This is a genomic window from Metabacillus sp. GQ13 (genome assembly GCF_059758525.1).
In genome coordinates, this window is the sequence record NZ_JCAXET010000015.1 from 1 (window position 1) to 18,632 (window position 18,632).

Sequence of the window (18,632 nt, forward strand, 5' to 3'; positions counted from 1 at the left end):
GTTCAATGTACTTGGTGTGAAATGAGTTTTACTCATTTCGTTGATTACATTGTCTGTTTTTTTGAAAATGGATTCCTTTAATAGGTAAAAATCCTAGTGCCGCTTGTACAGTGAACTTGATTTTGAAATAAGTTAACTCATTTCGTGGATTACATTGTCTGTTTTTTTGAAAATGGATTCCTTTAATAGGTAAAAATCCTAGTGCCGATTTTTACTTGTTTGATTCAACGTACTTGGTTTTGAAATGAGTTTTAATAAGTAAATACAATTTTCACCGTTAATATTAAAAATGTTAGGATCCCTACGTCTGAGTTTTTCATTTTGACAACCCCTTTATTTTTGATACTTTAACAATACAACACTTTAAAGTGGCTGTAAGGTATCTGGTGAGGTTATCTAACGTTCTTTTTCAAACATTTTACATTCGTGTTATAAACACTGACATAGGTACTTATTATCCATTGCTTTCCTTAATTGATTTCAACGAGTATAAACATCTGGGTATTGGTAATACTAAAGTTATAAATATAATAGATTGTGAGGTTATTATAATGAGAAATGTATTGCCTGCGACATGTTTAGTGTTTTTTACTCTTGTTGGATTTAGTGTGTATTTCCTTTACCAACTTAGCCTTTTTACTGTAAAAGTTATGGTTTATTCACTATAAAAACTGACTAATTCTTTCATTTTCAAACGTTATCAATCTAAGATCTATGGGGTGAGGCAGCGCATGTTCACTGCCCCCTCTATCTTTTGATCTCAGCCGGTCAATTCAATAGAATTTTGTTTTCTTTCCATCGCAATCCAAGCTAAACCTAAAATAATAATAAGACCACCGATTATTTGCGTAAGTAGAATTTGCTCATTGAAAAAGAAAACACCGGTAACTGCTGCGGAAGCTGGTACAAAGTATCTGTAAAAATTAGCTTTTGCTGCACCGACTTTATTCATTGATATATTCCAAATAACAAAGGCTGCGACCGTACAGAGGATGACGTTATATGCAATTGCTGCCCAAACCCCGATTGTCATATCAATCCATTGTATACTTTGCCAGCCCCCTAGTGTGATAGGGAATAAAAAGAGCGTGCCAAAAAGGATATACCAAGTTGAAACGCGTAGAGCTGAATACTTTTTCATTAATGGCATACAAGATAAGTTAAACAATGCTCCAATTAAACTGATTGAAAGAGCCAACATATTTCCCACCATATATTGAGAACTAAAATCAAAGCCTTCCTTACCACCTACAATAATCAACACCACTCCTACCAAGGCAACAAATCCACCAATAGCTAATCTCTTCGTCATCTTTTCTTTAGTGAAAAGCGGGGCAAAAAGCGCTGCGAAAATTGGCCATGGTGCTACGTTAAGTAAGGAAGCGTTTGCCAGTGTTGTATATTTTATTGAATACATGACGAGTATTTCTAGCACGGTTACGCCAAATAATCCGATAATCGCTAGCTTAATAAGATCGCGTTTATCTACCTTTACGCTTCCCTCCGTAAATTTCAGTATTGCAAATAAAATCGGTAAAGCTAGTCCAAATCTCAGAAACACAAAAACCTCTGGAGCGAACACTTCCATTGCAAAGCGAGAAATACCAAAATTCACACCCCAAATGATGGCAACAAGGATCAGGCCTAAATAATACGTTTGAATCGATTTCACATTCTTCCATCCTATTCCTCTAAACTAGCTGTAATTGACCTTACATTGTACGATCATGCTTTTCATTCAATAGTCTACAGTTTTTTATCTACAATCCTTTTTGTAACATATTCACAAACAGATTAAGAGTGGTTTTAAAGACTTGCGAATTTCCACTTCGAAATTCAATAATCTAAAACAATATGCTTGACGATTAACATTCAATCGCCCCCGCTACGTCATAGGAACTTAAATCAATTTCAGTCTCTTGTCCAAGCGCAAGCTTTGCGAGCTCCGAGCCGACATATGGCCCACTTGTTAATCCAGAGGCACCTAATCCGTTAGCAAGAAATACACCGTCATAATGAGGCAATGCTCCAATAATAGGAAGAAAACCGGGGGTAAACGGTCTGAAGCCTACTCTTGTTTCAACAAATGTACTATTCACTAAACCTGGTGCAACTCCAAGTGCTTTTTCAAGGATTTCTAGTATTCCTCCTGCCGTTACTCTGTAATCAAAGTCTACTTGATCTTCATGTGTTGCTCCAATAACAATCCTGCCGTTTTCAAAAGTGAGAATATATTGATCATTTGAGGGCATGACTACAGGCCATTCACCTGTATCCATATCTGAGATATCTAGGTGGATAATTTGTGCCTTTTGTGCTGTTACAACTAATTTAATACCTAGCGGCTCTACTAATTCACTTGACCAGGCCCCTCCAGTCATAATCACTTGATCGGCAAGTATTCTACGGTCCTTGATCTTAATGCCTGTGACCCGGTTACCTGTATGTATAAGGCTTGCATCTCCATTAAGATAGGTGGCACCATTTTTTATAGCAGCACTAACTAAGGCATTTCGGAGAGCTCTACCATTTACACGAGCCCCACCACTTACATGTATTGAACTATATTCATCAGATAGTAAAGGAAATAGTTTCTTTGTTTCCGTTGGCGATAATCTGGTAATTTCCCCTATCTCTGGAGCCTCTTCACGTCTTTTTATTGCTCGCTTGGCCATTTTCTCTAATTTATCCTCATCTGTATGTAAACTGATGACACCTACACGCTTATAGCCTGTTTCTATTTCACCCTCTTCTTCTAATTGTTGAATCAATGTCGGATAATACCTTGCCCCACCCTTCACTAACTGATACCAAGCCTTATTTCGTCGTTGTGAAAGCCATGGGCATACGATTCCTGCCGCAGCATCTGTTGCCTGTCCCTGATCATGACGATCAACTAATGTAACATTGACACCTGCTTTAGCTAGATGGTAAGCCGTTGAAGCCCCAAGTATCCCTGCTCCAATTACGATATATGTTTGCATTCGAAACACCCTTCAATTTTCGTATAGTAATATACTTTCATTTTACATAAGTAAAACAGTATGTCCATCGCTTTCATAGATATGTATACACAAGTTTGTTTTTAACTTTGGCTTATTTAGCAAAAGTTCCCCCACTACATGTCTACTCCGCTATCTATTACTATTGACTTATTTATGGTAAAATGACAACACTATATAATGTTCTATAATTATCTAAGTTCTTGTAATGCATATAAAAACGATTTTAGTAACTATGTCTAAGGGATTGAACGTTTAAAATGATAGATAAAAACAATAAAATAGCGAATAATGCCCCATTTAGAGATTGGGTCTTGCCCCTTATTCTCATTCCACTTATCTTTTTAATTGAGACTATGAATATAAGTAACCTTCTTCAAGCAGCAACTATTATCATATTACTTATAATCGGCACAATAATAAACGGACTTACACTCACGAAGAGACAACACCATAATGAAAGATCCCTCCCCCTCCAACTAGAATCAGAGTCTATAAATAAATGCGACCAATATCACTCAATACTTGAATCAATTCCTGATCTTGTTATTATTCATCAAGCTGGAAAGATTAAATTCGTAAACTCCTCAGGTGCGAATGGGCTTGGATCTAATAACCCTGATACCTATATTGGAAAACCCATAATTGACTATATCCATCCTGACAGCCGAAAACAAGTTTCAGAGAGGATTCATACACTTAAGGAATTTAGCAAGTTGAACTCGAATGGACTTAAAGTAATAAATGGGAATGGAGATTTGATCGACATTGAATCAACATCCACAACTATTCATTATAATAATCAACAGGCTGTTTTAACCATTGTTAAAAATATCTCTACAAACAAAAAGGCAGAGTTAGAACGAATGAATAATGAAGTAAAGTATCGGACGTTATTTGAATATGCAAACGATGCGATCTACCTTTTTAAACTTGATACAAATGGAATGCCTCTAAAGTTCATTGAATTAAATCAAGTTGCTTGTATACGATTTGAATATAGTAAAGAAGAGCTCTTAAAATTGACCCCTTTGGATATAACATCAGAAGTCCGATACGAAAAAGTCTATGAAACACAGCAAAAACTTCTCGACCAAGGTCATATTACTTTTGAAGGTGAATATATCAGTAAATCTGGTAAGAAAATACCTAGTGAAATAAATGTTCGAATCCTAACTTTAAATGGTGAAAAACTTGCATTAGCGATATCGAGGGATATAAGCGAAAGAAAGAGAGCAGAAGAGAAGATCAAGCATTTAGCTTATTATGATCGTTTAACGAATATAGCAAACCGTAGCTACTTTCGTATACTTTTATCTCAGACCACCGATGATGCTCTCGCAAAAGATCACCATAAGGCAATACTATTAATTGATTTAGACCGTTTTAAAGTCTTAAATGATATATATGGACATCATATCGGTGACCTCTTGTTAATAGAAGTTTCTAAAAGACTATCAAACCTTATAACAAATAAAGATCTTGTTGCGAGGCAAGGCAGTGATGAGTTTATTATTCTGCTTCACACCAGTGAACAACGACTGGTTAATCATTTGTCTGAAAAAATTTCAGAGGGGCTATCTCAGCCTTTCCTGATTGAAGAATATCAGATATTTATCACAGCAAGTATCGGGATTAGCATCTATCCTTTCGATGGGAAGGATGCGGAAACGTTAATTAAAAATGCTACTATAGCTATGCGTGTTGCTAAAGAAACAAACGAGTATACCTACAAATACTTTTCACTTGCTATGAACCAAAAAATGCAGAGAAAGATGTTGATTGAAACTGAATTAAGAAACGTATTGGAGCGTAATGAACTTCAATTGTATTATCAACCTAAAATCAATATCCATACTAAACAATTAGTTGGCGTAGAAGCTTTACTTCGTTGGAATTCAATCAAATTCGGAATGGTTTCTCCTGCTGAATTTATACCTATTGCAGAGGAATCTGGTTTGATTACTCCTATAGGAGAATGGGTACTGAAAACTGCTTGTAAACAATGTAAGACATGGCATGATACAGGGTATCCGGCCATTATTATGTCTATTAATCTATCGGCTCGCCAATTTCAACAAAATAAATTGATTCAATTCATATCAGAGACATTAAACGAAACAAAATTAGATCCAAAATACGTCAATTTAGAAATTACTGAAACCATGGCAATGATGAATATCGAAGAATCTATTATGAAGTTAAATAGTATAAAAAAACTAGGTGTTAGTATCTCATTAGACGATTTCGGCACAGGTTATTCATCGTTAAGTTACTTAAATAAATTTCCAGTTGATATTTTAAAAATTGATCAGTCATTTATCCGCAATATTACATATGATGATCAAAGTGCAGCAATTGTAAAAGCCATTATATCGGTATCTAAAAGTCTTAACCTAACAGTAATCGCTGAAGGTGTTGAAACGATAGAAGAACTTAACTTCCTGAGGTCAAACAATTGTGATGAAGTACAAGGATATTACTGCAGTCCCCCATTAACGCCATTAGAATTGGAAGAGATTTTAAGAGGGAAACCTTTTAACATCTAACTATACAGTCTGAGCTAAAAATGCTTTGACTTCTCATTAGAGAAATTAAAGCATTTTTAAATAGGCTCTTTTTTATAGGTTATTGTTTTGATCCACTTATAATGTACGATCTCCATCTGTTATTTCTTGTTTAGTAGAAAATCGAATAACGAAGGTGGTTCCTTCATTCCCTGTTTCAATAGCAATCTCTGCATTGTTACGTTCAGCCACACTATAACAAATCGCTAACCCTAGTCCAGTTCCATTCTCTTTTGTAGTAAAAAAGGGAGTACCTAATTTCCCCATTATATCTGGGCTTATTCCCTTACCCTGATCTTTTATTTCTAATATGACTGCTTGTTTGTCTGTAAACGTTCTCAATATGAGGTTTCCGTAGTTCCCCATTGCATCTAGGCCATTAAGTGCGATATTTAAGATCAGCTGACGTATTTCTTTTTGGTCTAAATATATATCAGGACATAAATTCAAATCAAGCTTTATACTCTTACTTGACCTTATTGCCTCTGCTTGTAATAGTGGATATATTGTCTCAATAATTGTATTTAAATTTTGCTTAATCTTAACACTCACTTTATTTTTAGCTAAATTAAGAAATTCGGTAATAATTGAATTCGCTCTATTTAACTCTTCTATCATCAATTCTACGATTTCGAGTGGTAACTGTTTTTTATCATTCCTTGTTAATTGCAAAAATCCATGAACCGTTGTCATCGGGTTTCGAATCTCATGAGCAATACCTGCTGCCATTTCTCCAATCAAGTTTAGTCGATCTAACCTGTACATCTCTTTTTCTAGGTTAACTCTTTCCGTTATATCGTTTAATACAACAAGTATACAAGGCTCACTATCAATGTCGATCTTTTCAGTAGAGAGTAAACCAACACGGTCTTGACCGTTTTTAGTTTTATATGTAATCTTTCTATTGTGAAACTTTTCATTAAGATTAAGGTGACTACCATCCGTTTCATCAACAAATTTCTCTAAATTAATTTTTCTATTTTCTAGATCTGCGAAGCTGTATCCAGTAAAGGTAACCCAGCTTGTATTAACATCTAAAATGGTCGATTCTTTCAAGGAAAGAATTGCCATTAAACAAGGGCTCGATTCAAAAATTTTCCGAAATCTCTCCTGAGAAAGAAAGAGATGTTGAGCTATTCTATTTTTTTCCTCAATTTCATTTTGAAGCTTTTCATTTGCTCGTAATAACTCCAATGTTCTTTCTTCAACAATATACTCCATACAATTTAACTTTTGCTTTTTGTCTTCCTCTAATTGTTTTCTTTCTGTTACATCGCGAATTGTACAAACAAAAATCTGCTGACCTTCGACTGTCGTTTTTCCCATTTGAATATCAGCAGGAAAGTAACTCTCTTCTTTATGTAATGCGACAGATTCAATCACTTTTCCCACCATTAGTTTCATAGAAGTTAGAAAAGTTTCATCTGAATTCTCTTTGTCAATTTTCTGAAAGAGGATCACAATATGACGTCCAATTAATTCTTCAGGTTCATAGCCAAATATTGCTTTTACAGCTGGATTCACCGATAAAATACATCCTTGGTCATCAAAGATTACAACGGTATCGATTAATGTTTCACCAATAATCTTTGCTAGTGCCTCAGACTTCCGATAATTTATAGTTGTTCTACTTAATTTGTCATTTTCTATGTTAAGTTGAACTCCATTCCAATTCACAACAATTCCTACTTTCTGCTAACTTCTCTTTAAGGTTACAAACTTAAACGGATTAAATACAATCATTTACTAACTTATTTTACAAAGTTTATTAAGTTTTACAGTTTCATAGATAATTTTACCCTCTTATTATGTAAAATAACTGTTCGATTTTTTAGGTTAATTAATTATCCAAATATCTACAATATCAAGCTTTAACGACTATTAATAAACTAATTTTATCTAAATTAATATTATTTTGAGAAAGAAATAGACAAAAGAGTACGTAGATATTTTTATGTTGGCTGTTTTCGCAAGGATTGTTGTTTTTCGTAATAAGTAAATCTTTAGGAATTCAGCCTATCTTCGTGCTCTTTTCGTTAAATTACTCTGATATCCCATTGGAGATCGCTTCAATTTACACAATAAAAATCCAAAACCCGATTTTTATTAGTACTAGAGCAACAAACTTTTAGAAAAGAGCCTTATGAATGAAACTCAAATGATCTCTTTTTGACTCACAATAGCAAGTCTGCTCCTTTTTATTAACATTTTTTAATCTATTATAGCACTTTAGTATGTAAATTTAGAGGGGAACATGCAAACTTCCCGTAGCTTCTTTTAGACAAATTCCTTGTAAATCGGACAAATTCAACCAATTAATTTAGTATTTTACTTTAAATATGAATGAGGTTATGTATTTGATTGGGAAAATCACACCGTGATAAATTGCATAAAAAAATGTTAGGTACCCATCAATTATGAACCAATGGGTACCTAACACGAAACTAACTAAATAATAAGCTATTAATTAAACTTTCCTCTCAAAATAGAAAGCTAATATTTAACTAACATCGCAATAAGTTGATAGCCTGCTCCTATCGTCCAAAATACTACATAATCTCCACGACAGATTCGGTCAGTTTCAATCCCTTCATACATCGCAATAAATGGGCTGCTCGTGCCAGTATATCCAAAACGATCACCTACATAAATAATCTGTTGATCATCTAAATTAAATTGCTCTTGAACTTTTTTAATATTACTTAAGGCAAACTGTGATAAACAGTAGGCTTTGATGTCTTTTGGTGTCAAATTGTTTCTCTCTAGTAATGTATCAAGCATTTCATATGTTGGAGCTAAAGCTATATCACCATTAAATGGAAGCCACTCTATGTATTTATTATCTGAGTTACCACGAAGGACATTCGATAATCCTTTCTCTGGAAAATTAATCTTTTCCCTATTTACGGAATCTGTAAAATAAATAGAATCAATAAAACCTGTTTCTTCTTCCGTTCTCTCTAAAATAACAGCTGCTGCTGCATCACCATAATTAGCGAATGTGATTGCATCTGCTGGATTACTAATTAATGTATTATAATCTGACCCTACAACTAATGCTGTCTTTACATGTTGATTTGACTTCATGTAATGGGAAGCTTGTTCAACTGCGACTGTCATCCCAGCGCAATTAGCATTAGAATCCATGATAATCGTATGCTGGTTTGCTTGAATTGCATCATGTATATACATTGCGTTAGCAGGAAAAGTAGTTTCAGGTACTTGGGTTGAGAATACGATCATATCTATCTCCTGACCAGACATCTTCGCCTTTTTAAGAACACGTTTACTTGCTTCGATGCCCATTGTTAAGCCATTCTCTTTATCATCATTTATAACATAACGGTCCTTTCTTCCCATATGTGTGAGGAATTTTTTTATATCCTCTCCCTGTTCCTCAAAATGTTTATAGTAGAAGTCATTATTGACAGCATGTTGCGGATGATACATTTCTACCTGTTTAATTTTTATGTTTGTCATGTTTCTAGATTGCTCCTTCTTCAGTTACACTTAATTCATGCATGATAAAAACAAGACTACATGAGTAGTCTTGTTTTGGCTTATTCCTAGATTTCAACAACTACTGCGTTATTTAATCCACTATTTTTAGCAATACGATTTAATTGCATTTTTAAAACTGGGTTTTTTTTAATTGTAAAAATCACCTTATTGAACCCTGATTCTTGATACATTTTATAAGAATTTTCTAGCGATGGTACCATTTCCTGTTTCAAAATATCCATTGTTGTACAGTCCACATCCAAGTTATATGTAGAAGCATCAATTTTACGGACAGTATTTTGATAGTCCGCTACAAACTTTTGTACATCCTCTGAAGTAAATGAACCACTCACATTCATATCGATTACTTTTTTAATTGAATTTACTTTAATGCTATACTTCTCTGCCATTTTACTCTCCCTTAATCATCTACTGTGTATTTTTGTTTAGGAAAATAGATCTTATAGGACTTATTACATAAAAGTAAATCGTTTATATGATCTATTTTTAGGTATATTATGCTAATATATCGACATTTCTCAATAATGTCTATAGTTAGGAGGAAATGTGTTTATTTGAATCATTCAAAATATTATATCTATTAAATCGTAAGTAAGTAACTACCTTTTACCAGGCTAATCGTCTTAAACTTAAATCCGTTCTCTCGTTCACTCAATAGGTGTATATTCTATTTTTATGGAAAGTCTGTCTGATTTTACATAATATTCTAGTTCATAATTATTAGAAGTTATGTGTAAATTTCCGTTTACAAGTAATACTAACGGTAATGTTATTCGTTAGTTAAAATGACCAAACCATTACAATTAAAAATATTTAAAATCTACGCTAGATGGAGGTTCATTACATATTATGAAAAAAGTATCATCTGTATTTATTTACTCCGCGGCTATCATGGTACTTCTTGTTATTATTGGCATTATTGCTCCGGACAAACTCGAAACTATCTCCGGAAATATGCAGTCATTCATTTCAAACTCTTTCGGATGGTACTATTTGATTATTGTTACGATATTTTTGGTTGTCTGTTTGTATTTATTCATCACTCCAGCCGGTCGAATTAAATTGGGAAAACAGGACGAAAAACCTGAGTTCTCTCGAGGAACTTGGATTGCGATGCTTTTTAGTGCTGGTATGGGAATTGGCCTAGTTTTTTATGGCTCAGCAGAACCTATTAGTCACTATGCCATAAGTTCTCCCACTGGTGAGACTGGAACTTCCCAAGCTATAAAGGATTCGCTTAGGTTTACTTACTTTCATTGGGGGCTCCATGCTTGGGCTATTTATGGAATCATCGCATTAGTGCTCGCATATTTTAGTTTTAGAAAAAATGAACCTGTGCTAATCAGCGCAACTTTAAGACCTATTATTGGTCATCGAGCAGATGGAAAAACAGGGAAATTGATTGATATTCTTGCGATACTTTCAACAGTGATAGGAGTTGCCACTACCCTAGGCTTTGGAGCTGCACAAATTAATGGTGGTTTATCTTTTCTTTTTGATATACCTTCTGGCTTTTTTGTTCAAATGATTATCATTGTTATTGTTACTGTGCTCTTTATTGTTTCTGCTTTAAGTGGACTAGGAAAAGGTATCAAAATTTTAAGTAATGCCAATATGATTCTGGCCTTCCTCCTTCTGGCAATCATGTTCATTGTTGGACCAACTTTATTCATCTTAAATTTATTTACAGACTCAATCGGGACATACCTTCAGTTTTTACCGAATATGAGTTTTAGACTAGCTCCTCTTAATGTAGAGAATCGTAATTGGATCAATAGCTGGACTGTTTTTTATTGGGCATGGTGGATTGCTTGGTCCCCATTTGTCGGGATTTTTATTGCTAGGATATCAAAAGGAAGAAGTATAAGAGAATTTGTTTTCTGTGTGTTACTTATTCCATCTACAATAAGTTTTTTTTGGTTCTCAACCTTTGGGGGCTCAGCCATATCACTTGAATCTAAAGGGATAGCCACTATATCTGAATTGAAATTAGAAGAATCATTATTTGGAGTTTTTGCCAATTATCCAATGGGTATGGTCATGTCAATAATCGCTCTAATCTTGATTGTTACCTTCTTTATAACATCTGCAGACTCCGGCACTTTTGTATTAGGAATGATGTCAATGAACGGCACTCCTAATCCACCTAATAAAATTAAAATCATGTGGGGAATTTTACTGACTGCGACAGCCTTGGTGCTATTATACAGTGGCGGTCTTATGGCCCTACAAAACACAATGATTGTCGCTGCATTACCCTTTTCATTGATCATGATCCTCATGACAATTAGTTTACTCAAATCGGTAAACAAGGAAGTAAAGGAAATGAACCGTATACACCCAAGACTCAAGGAAAAACGCTGAAAAACACCGAAAAGCGTAAGGCGCCCGTTCATCCGCGAAAAGCATAAGACGAGCCAGCTAGAAGGTTGCCCTTTAACCTTCTGGATGGATTGGCTTATGTCTCGAGCTGATGGCGCCTGGAGCTAGACAACACCAAAAAGCGTAAGGCGCCCGTTCATCCGCGAAAAGCATAAGACGAGCCAGCTAGAAGGTTGCTCTTTAACCTTCTGGATGGATTGGCTTATGCCTCGAGCTGATGGCGCCTGCTTTAACTCCGTAGAAACTGAGTAATCCGCAAATGAGAGAAAGGAAATTTGAAGAAAAGGTATATTTGCCATCACTTGTTGGCGATATATCTTTTTTCAATACTATCTTAAGAATTGATACCTCCATCATTTTATGTTACTATAAATCGCACAAGATTAAATCGCGTACGATTTAATCTTACAAATATTTGTAGGAGGAACTAAATAATGAAAACTGTGTATGATTTTACTGTAAAAATGACCAACGGTGAGCAAAAGTCATTGAAGGAATACGAGGGTAAGCCATTAATCATTGTTAATACAGCTAGTAAATGTGGTCTGACTCCTCAATTCAAAGGACTTCAAGAACTATATGACCAATACAATGAACGTGGATTAGAGATACTCGGCTTTCCATGCGATCAATTTAACAACCAAGAATTTGAAAACATTGAGGAAACAACAGAGTTTTGTCAATTGAATTATGGAGTAACATTCCCTATCTTTGCAAAAATTGATGTGAATGGAGAAAACACTGATCCTTTATTCGCATACTTAAAAGAACAGAAAAAAGGTGCTCTTTCAAAAACGATTAAATGGAATTTCAGTAAATTCCTTGTTGATCGTAATGGACAAGTTGTAGAGCGCTACGCACCAACAACTGACCCTCTTAAAATTGAAAAAGATTTATTAAAAGTATTGTCATAATTTATTTTTCCTGATGGCTTTTTTCTAAAAGTTTGTTGCTCTAGTACGAATAAAAATCAGATTTTGGATTTTTATGATATAAATTGAAGCTATCTCCAGAGGGATATTAAAGTAATTGAGCGAAAAGAGCACGAAGATATTGTTAAAACGTGTACATTAGTACTCTGTACGAAAAACAACAACCTTTGCGAAAACAGCCTTCCTGAATGGATGAAAGGTGAAAATGTATGAACGACTTCATGACATTAAAAAAACAACTATGCTTTGCCATCTATGAAACATCAAGTGAATTCACTAAGTTATATACGAATGTGCTTCAGCCATTTGGTTTAACTTATCCCCAATACCTTGTCCTATTAGCACTTTGGGAAAAAGACGGTGTAACGGTAAAAGGGCTTGGGGAAACATTGAACTTAGGTACAGGAACACTAACACCCATGATCACCCGAATGGAAACAAATGGTTGGCTCAGAAAAGAAAGATCAAAAGAGGATGAAAGAAAAGTATTTATTCACTTACAAAGTAAAGCCAATTCTGAAAAACAAACGATCACCCAAAAGGTAAGTGAAAAAATTCTAGCTTGTAAGATCGAACTCGAAGAATATGATCAGCTATTGAGACAATTGAATCAATTAAAACTTAGATTAACTGAGAGTAAGTGATTTTTAAAAGTCTCTTTTTAAGTTAAAAAACGGCAATAAACAAGTCCAGCTACTACTTGTTTATTGCCGTTTTTTCTTTCAATATAATAAAGCTTATTACGACAAACTAAATTTAGTTTTAAGGTAATGGTAGACTCCATCTTCATCACAAGTAAATTCAGTGACTTCATCTACTACTTCTTTAATGTGATTTGGTGCATTTTTCATAGCTACAGCACAACCAACAAAATCTAACATTTGCAAATCATTATCACTATCGCCAATAGCCATTGTTTCATCTTCAGCTAAATCAAACCGTTTTAACATCTGCTTAATCCCTGTTGCTTTGTTTACGTTTGCCACCATCACTTCGACATTGTGATTAGAAGATATAGAAGTGGAAAAGTCTATTTCTTGCTTTAATTTATCAAGTTCATTCTTCCAGCTATTTATATGATCCTTTGATCTAGAAAAGAAATAAAACTTCGAGAATTCATTACCCTCTATTTCTTCCTTCCATGTAATTTTTTCACTAATAGCTTGCTTACGTGAAAGCCATTCATTAATTCCAACACTGTCTGGTTTTGGATCTCTCATTTCTTCTACAACAAACTGTTTATCTTGTTTCAATGTAACTCGAGAAGTTTCATATGGAAAAAGTTCATAGTATACCTTGTTTTTTCTTGCCTTTTCAATAATGGTTTCCACCAACTTACGCGAAAGTGAATGTTTAAATATAACTTCATTACCTACATAACCAGCCATACCGTTTGAAGTAATGTACCCATCCACCTGAAAACCATTAGGGACTACTGCTGCAATTTCACCCATAGCTCTACCCGTTGCAATAAAAACGAATATTCCTTGGCTTCGTAAGTCATCAATGATTTCTTTTGTATGAGTACTTACCTTATTTTGGTGATTTAATATTGTCCCATCCATGTCTAAGAAAATTGCCTTATATTTGTTTAGCACTACTCTTCCCCCAATTTTGTAAAAACAACCTATTAACCAAGTATACCGTTTGCTACTTCCAACCTCAATGAATGCAACTTTATTTCAACTGTAATCAATTTTTAAAAAAGGACATAGCTAAAGACTGTTTTCGAAATGATTGTTGCTTTTCGTAATAAGTAAATCTTTATGAATTCAGCCTATCTTCATGCTCTTTTCATTAAATGACTCTGATATCCCTCTAGAGAACGCTTCAATTTTGAACATTAAAATCCAAAAGCCGATTTTTATAAGTACTAGAGCAACAAAATTTTAGAAAAGAGCCTACATAAAAGACCTCCCAAAAGGAAGGTCTAAGCATACTGACAAACTAACTCTTAATGATCCCTGTTCACCATATAATTCAATAAATGCTTCAGAAAATTGGTTTTGTGTGGCACACCTTGCAACGATTCAATGGCAAGACAGTAATGTTCCCACATCTCATTTTTTGCACCAACAGAACCTAAGATAGAAACAAAATTTGAATTGTTATTTTCCGCATCTTTGCCAATTGGTTTTCCGAGTAAATTTAGGTCGCCTTCAACATCAAGCAGATCATCTTTAATCTGGAACGCAATACCGGCATGATAAGCGAACTTTTTTAAAGCTTTCATTTCTACTTCGTTTGCATCGGCGAGAATAGCTGGCATGATAAGAGCAGCCTCGAACCCTATCCCTGTCTTATAAAAGCACATCATATTCAATTGTTCTAGTGTCAATTGTTTTGCTTTAGAATCTAAGTCCATCGCCTGTCCTTTACACATCTCCGCCGTCTTATTGGCTGAATATTGAATCAAGTTAAGCACAGTCTTCGGATCAAATTGATCAAGAGATGCTTGTTCCTCTATAGCCTTTTGGGTCAGAAAAAGACCCGTTAATTCTGCTATCGCACTGTTATACACCTCATGTAGGGTTGGACGTCCCCTACGAATGGATGCATTATCCTGGGATGGCAAATCATCGAAGATTAACGAGGCTGTATGCATATATTCTAATGATCTTAGCAGTGGCACAAGTGCAGTCTTATCTAATCCATATTCATTAACACCCATAACCCAGGAAACGATGGGCCTCAATCGTTTTCCATCACCCTCTAAACTGTAATTTGCAGCATCAATGATTGGATCTTTCATCAACATAACAGAATCGGTTGTTGGAATAGGTAAGATGTTGTTGATGTGATTGCGGACATCCTCAACCATATCTTTAAAATCTTCCTTTTCTTTTCGTTCAGTTCTCAGCATCGTCAATATATGGTCCCGAAGCAATTTGTCAAAGAAATCGACATCATCCGCTTTCCTAACTATCTTTTGGATGACATGATTAAATGTTGGATCACCTGAAGCAAATAGTTCCATCACTTCGTTGTATATTTTACTTCCCTTTCGTTCTTTAAATCGTTTCAAACCATTTATCGCACGATCTAAAATCACTTCACAAGTCTTGGTGTCTGAGTGATACACAGTATGGATCAAGTTGGAGATGACAGTCCAGTATAATTCAAAAGGATTTATCAGTTCCGGACGTTTCTCATGATATGTCAAATAATAGGTATAGGGTGTTACCGCACCATCCTCTAGATCATCAAACATATCTGCAAAATCATCAGCCAGCTGATTGTAAATGCCATAAAAAAAGGTACGGTTATCAATACCTTCATCCTCAGGCGCATTGATTAGCGAACGGACAATCATTCGAGAGGATGAAGATTTTAAAATGACCGGTATATAAAGCTCTTCATTGGTGTAATCTCCATTGGAAAGATCCTTTTTACGGTCTACTTCCTGAGAATGAAAAAACACATATGACTGCTCGAAAAATGATTGCATAACCTCTGGTTGCTGATGGGCTTTAATATACTCAAAGGCTTCTCGCAGTTCAGAATGAATATAGCGGATCAGTTCGATGTTATCTCCAGTCCACACGCCCAATTCAGGCACAGAACCTGTGATAAGGGTGGTACGTATCAACTCGGAATATTGTTTTTCCTCTTTTTCGGATAAAATTTTTGCATCCAACAGATCATCAATGAAAGGATAAGTCAGTCCATATGAAAAGCCTAGTCTGATAGCTATATCAAGTTTCTGAGACCGTTCTTCCGATGAAATCTCATCACCCATCTCTTCAAACTCATTCATTACGACCCCTGCAATGATTTTAATCAGTTTTCGCTGGGCTTGCTCAGCATCCATCCCCTCTGGAATTTTAGAGGATACAATCTTTAGTTTGTTAATTAGCCAGAAAAATGCTGTTTCGACACCTTCCTTCTGTGCCCACCGATACAACCCGGCCATACTAAACGTCTCAGTTGTATCTCCTGAATCAGTAAGATGACTTTTTAAACTTTCAACTACGCTCTGAATTCGAACCAGTGTATCAGGTGAGTCCAGGGCTTTGCCTAGATCGCGCATATAGATATACGAAATACTTCTGTCTAGGTAATTATCCAGCTTTCCTGTGTATTCCAACCATTGGATATAATTGTGATACTTCTTAGCATCAGCCCTTTTTCTCTTTCCACGCGAAAAAAGGGAAAATAATGAAGGATGTTGAATATGATTGTGTTTCCAGGATTGGATATCCTTCGTTAGGATAGGGACATAGCTCTTTTGCTCGACTTGTACATAAAGTGATTTTAAATAATGAACAGCCTTCTGCTCAGCCAACCGATAGCATGTACCGGCATTTTTTATTAACTCCTCATTCATACGATACATTCCCTCTATTTAATGATTTCTTATCTAACATTTTCAAAATGATTTTAATTTACTATTGAACAGCTTCCATATAAATGAACAAAGTATAATTTAATATAATCTAAAAATAACATCTTTATAACCAGAAAACCTTCATAATAGACTTAAAATAACAACAATTTTCAAAACTTATCTTCAAAGCCATTTTACACATTCAATTCAACGGTAAATTGCTCTATTTAACATTCTGCGTTAGAGGCTCCCGGACTACCCGCGGAAAGCGAATCTCTGGAACAGAAAATCAATCTTCAATATTAACAAGCCTTATCTTAAATGAAAATTCCCTCAAAACTATTTGTCTGAGGGAATCTTAGAAACTCTTCTATTTATCATTTATACCTTTAAGCAATTGGATTATATCTATTAAACAACTCTACTTTATAAGCTTATCGATATTCTGTAAATTATTGATGAGCAACACATACTTTGTTTCGACCAGCTCTTTTAGCTTGATATAATGCCTTATCTGCATCGTCAATTAACATTGTTGGGTCATACGTGGTATCTTGATAAGAGGCTACCCCAATGGATATTGTTAGTGTAATCTCCTCACCTGTATTTAAAGGAAAGTGGTTATCTTCTACACACTTCCTAATCGACTCAGCTATTTCAACAGCTCTATTTACAGGACAATCAAGTAGTAAAACTGTAAACTCTTCTCCACCATTTCTACTAACAATATCAAAAGTTCTTGTACACTTCTTTAGAATTAATCCTAATTCCTTAAGCACAACATCACCTTCTGAATGACCATAAGTATCGTTTATCTTTTTGAAATAATCGATATCAATATACAGTATACTTAACTTTTGTCCATTTTGTTTCAAATCATCTAGTAAGTTGTTAAAAACCTGACTGAATTTCCTGACATTATTCAAACCTGTTAAATCATCTGTTGCAGATTCAGTTTCGTATTTAGTAAATAGCTTTTGACTACCTCGTAGAAAAGTAATGATATAAAAAGCTAAATATCCCGAAACATAGGAAATTAACCAATAAATTGGCAATATCTGTATAAGTACCGTATAATCCCGTACAATATTACCTAGTACAACCGAAAATACTATGTTGTTAAAAGTTAGCATTAAAAGTATTTTTATATTTTTTTTAAGTCCTTTACTTGAAATATAAATTGAAAATAAAGTAACAGGAATACTAATTAATATCGCAAAATAAGAGGACAGGTTTATCCCAATAAGGAATCTTCCGATGATCGTTAATACCATTGAAATCAAAGCTGGTAAAGCTCCGCCATAGTAAGTCAACAATATAGTTGGAACATGCCTTAAATCAATGATTGATGTGCCAATTGGAATACTATACTGCATAAGAATGTTGCTTAATAGTCCACCCAATATCCCGACAGTGATCTTAATTTTAAAGGAAGATTGAGGATGCAACGGAATGTTATTTGAAACATGCGAATAGAAAAACAAAAGAGAAACAAGTATTGCAAAATTCGCAAAAAGCTCTTTAATGATCATTTTTATCACCATAAGTAAGATAGCATAATATGAGGTCAGATGAAACTACTTTAATTTACCGTGCCTGTCACGTCTGAAAAATTTATCCTTCAAAACGTTCTTCATCTTCTAAATCGGATAAAACATGCACGTCAAACACACTTTATTGTCTTATGTTACCCGTTTGTTGCATTAAAGGAGGTTACCGCAACAATCTATAACTCTCAACTCTCGAACCTTTATCGGAAGCATATTTTTTTGATTATGTAACAATATAATGGATAAGAAAGAATAATTTCATCCGTGTCGTATTTGGAAAACATAATAAAAAGAGCAAATTATACGCAATGACAAATTTGATTCGAATCGAAATGTTTGTTATATCTTGG

At 34.7% G+C, this 18,632-nt stretch carries 12 protein-coding genes; 4 read left to right on the plus strand and 8 right to left on the minus strand.

Annotation, left to right across the window (positions count from 1 at the left end):
* Positions 1-760: 760 nt before the first annotated feature.
* Together AC6CHR_RS18000 and AC6CHR_RS18005 are read right to left on the minus strand one after the other, a co-directional pair.
* Entirely contained in the window at positions 761-1,672 is a 912-nt protein-coding gene (locus AC6CHR_RS18000; protein ID WP_498250395.1) for a DMT family transporter, read from the minus strand.
* A gap of 193 nt (positions 1,673-1,865) precedes the next feature.
* Complete coding sequence (locus AC6CHR_RS18005) at positions 1,866-2,984, minus strand: NAD(P)/FAD-dependent oxidoreductase (RefSeq protein WP_498250396.1); 1,119 nt, start codon at positions 2,982-2,984, stop codon at positions 1,866-1,868.
* A 278-nt stretch (positions 2,985-3,262) separates the two neighbouring features.
* On the opposite strand from AC6CHR_RS18005, the gene AC6CHR_RS18010 reads away from it, so the two are divergent.
* Entirely contained in the window at positions 3,263-5,551 is a 2,289-nt protein-coding gene (locus AC6CHR_RS18010; protein ID WP_498250397.1) for a sensor domain-containing protein, read from the plus strand.
* 96 nt (positions 5,552-5,647) lie between these two features.
* On the opposite strand, the gene AC6CHR_RS18015 is transcribed toward AC6CHR_RS18010, so the two are convergent.
* The 3 genes from AC6CHR_RS18015 to AC6CHR_RS18025 all read right to left on the minus strand — a co-directional run bounded on the left by AC6CHR_RS18015 (position 5,648) and on the right by AC6CHR_RS18025 (position 9,480).
* On the minus strand, positions 5,648-7,246 hold the full coding sequence (locus tag AC6CHR_RS18015; RefSeq protein ID WP_498250398.1) for a PAS domain S-box protein: 1,599 nt from the start codon (positions 7,244-7,246) through the stop codon (positions 5,648-5,650).
* An 816-nt stretch (positions 7,247-8,062) separates the two neighbouring features.
* Entirely contained in the window at positions 8,063-9,049 is a 987-nt protein-coding gene (locus AC6CHR_RS18020) for a ketoacyl-ACP synthase III (protein ID WP_498250399.1), read from the minus strand.
* 86 nt (positions 9,050-9,135) lie between these two features.
* On the minus strand, positions 9,136-9,480 hold the full coding sequence (locus AC6CHR_RS18025; RefSeq protein ID WP_498250400.1) for a hypothetical protein: 345 nt from the start codon (positions 9,478-9,480) through the stop codon (positions 9,136-9,138).
* 460 nt (positions 9,481-9,940) lie between these two features.
* Between AC6CHR_RS18025 and AC6CHR_RS18030 the strand changes: the two genes are divergently transcribed.
* From AC6CHR_RS18030 to AC6CHR_RS18040, 3 genes are all read left to right on the plus strand, one after another.
* Positions 9,941-11,455: a glycine betaine uptake BCCT transporter gene (locus AC6CHR_RS18030; protein ID WP_498250401.1), complete on the plus strand. Its 1,515-nt coding sequence runs from the start codon at positions 9,941-9,943 to the stop codon at positions 11,453-11,455.
* 452 nt (positions 11,456-11,907) lie between these two features.
* A complete protein-coding gene (locus tag AC6CHR_RS18035) occupies positions 11,908-12,387 on the plus strand; it encodes a glutathione peroxidase (protein WP_498250402.1) in 480 nt (159 codons plus the stop codon).
* Between the two features lie 227 nt (positions 12,388-12,614).
* Positions 12,615-13,049 (plus strand): MarR family winged helix-turn-helix transcriptional regulator, encoded by a 435-nt coding sequence (locus AC6CHR_RS18040; protein WP_498250403.1) that lies wholly within the window; start codon positions 12,615-12,617, stop codon positions 13,047-13,049.
* A 96-nt stretch (positions 13,050-13,145) separates the two neighbouring features.
* Here AC6CHR_RS18040 and AC6CHR_RS18045 read toward each other — a convergent pair whose 3' ends face one another.
* The 3 genes from AC6CHR_RS18045 to AC6CHR_RS18055 all read right to left on the minus strand — a co-directional run bounded on the left by AC6CHR_RS18045 (position 13,146) and on the right by AC6CHR_RS18055 (position 18,276).
* Complete coding sequence (locus tag AC6CHR_RS18045) at positions 13,146-14,003, minus strand: Cof-type HAD-IIB family hydrolase (protein ID WP_498250404.1); 858 nt, start codon at positions 14,001-14,003, stop codon at positions 13,146-13,148.
* Positions 14,004-14,359: 356 nt separating this feature from the next.
* Positions 14,360-16,741, minus strand: a complete 2,382-nt coding sequence (locus tag AC6CHR_RS18050; RefSeq protein ID WP_498250405.1) for a polyprenyl synthetase family protein — start codon at positions 16,739-16,741, stop codon at positions 14,360-14,362.
* A 443-nt stretch (positions 16,742-17,184) separates the two neighbouring features.
* Positions 17,185-18,276 carry a GGDEF domain-containing protein gene (locus AC6CHR_RS18055; protein ID WP_498250406.1) on the minus strand — a complete coding sequence of 364 codons (1,092 nt, stop codon included), beginning with the start codon at positions 18,274-18,276 and terminating at the stop codon, positions 17,185-17,187.
* Positions 18,277-18,632 lie beyond the last annotated feature (356 nt).

Excerpts from the sequence above, each read along its gene's own strand:
- AC6CHR_RS18005 (WP_498250396.1), bottom strand. The coding sequence starts at position 2,984 with ATGCAAACATATATCGTAATTGGAGCAGGGATACTTGGGGCTTCAACG.
- AC6CHR_RS18010 (WP_498250397.1), top strand. The coding sequence starts at position 3,263 with ATGATAGATAAAAACAATAAAATAGCGAATAATGCCCCATTTAGAGAT.
- AC6CHR_RS18020 (WP_498250399.1), bottom strand. The coding sequence starts at position 9,049 with ATGACAAACATAAAAATTAAACAGGTAGAAATGTATCATCCGCAACAT.
- AC6CHR_RS18025 (WP_498250400.1), bottom strand. The coding sequence starts at position 9,480 with ATGGCAGAGAAGTATAGCATTAAAGTAAATTCAATTAAAAAAGTAATC.
- AC6CHR_RS18030 (WP_498250401.1), top strand. The coding sequence starts at position 9,941 with ATGAAAAAAGTATCATCTGTATTTATTTACTCCGCGGCTATCATGGTA.
- AC6CHR_RS18035 (WP_498250402.1), top strand. The coding sequence starts at position 11,908 with ATGAAAACTGTGTATGATTTTACTGTAAAAATGACCAACGGTGAGCAA.
- AC6CHR_RS18040 (WP_498250403.1), top strand. The coding sequence starts at position 12,615 with ATGAACGACTTCATGACATTAAAAAAACAACTATGCTTTGCCATCTAT.
- AC6CHR_RS18050 (WP_498250405.1), bottom strand. The coding sequence starts at position 16,741 with ATGTATCGTATGAATGAGGAGTTAATAAAAAATGCCGGTACATGCTAT.
- AC6CHR_RS18055 (WP_498250406.1), bottom strand. The coding sequence starts at position 18,276 with ATGGTGATAAAAATGATCATTAAAGAGCTTTTTGCGAATTTTGCAATA.